Source organism: Paenibacillus sp. P32E (genome assembly GCF_001909085.1).
GTDB lineage: Bacteria > Bacillota > Bacilli > Paenibacillales > Paenibacillaceae > Paenibacillus_AQ > Paenibacillus_AQ helianthi.
This window is the reverse complement of sequence record NZ_LVYY01000074.1, coordinates 1-613: the sequence shown is the minus strand read 5'-3', so window position 1 is coordinate 613 and position 613 is coordinate 1. Positions and strand designations below refer to the sequence as shown.

Annotated in this window: 1 protein-coding gene; it reads left to right on the top strand. The window is 51.7% G+C overall.

Features of this window, described 5'->3' with window-relative positions:
- Positions 1–613: transposase (locus tag A3848_RS28785; protein ID WP_143192481.1), on the top strand; the 613-nt coding region annotated here is incomplete at both ends.

Here is a 613-nt window from a genome sequence, read left to right as displayed (position 1 = left end):
GTAAATCGACTCGACGACGCCCTCTTTGACGCGGCCTACCCTGGCGGTGGCCGCGACAGCTACCATCCTAAAATGCTGACCAAAGTCATTATCTATGCCTATACGCAGCGAATCTATTCCTCCCGGCAAATCGCCAAAGCGGTCCGAGAAAACATTCCCTTCATGTGGCTGGCTGGACGTCAACGTCCGAATTTTCGCACGCTCAATCGCTTTCGTTCTGAGCGGATGAAGGACGTCCTTGAAAGGGTATTTACCACCGTGCTTCAATTTCTTGTGGACGAAAAATACATTTCCCTAGAGCATTACTTCGTGGATGGCACCAAGATCGAGGCCAACGCGAATCGTTACACCTTTGTGTGGGGCAAAGCGGTGAGTAAGCATAAGGCCAAACTCCAAGAAAAGGTACATGCTTTGTTTGTCGACATTGAGGCCGCAGAGAAACGAGAAGAACAGGAACACCGTGGCCAGGACCTGAACGAACTCGGCGAGTCCGCCGAGATTGACAGTGCGAAACTGGAACAAATGACTCAGGCGCTGGAGTCGCAACTGCTGGAGAAGCCCAAGGACAAGCCACTGAAAAAAGCGGTTCGGAAGCTTCGTAAGGATCTGTTGC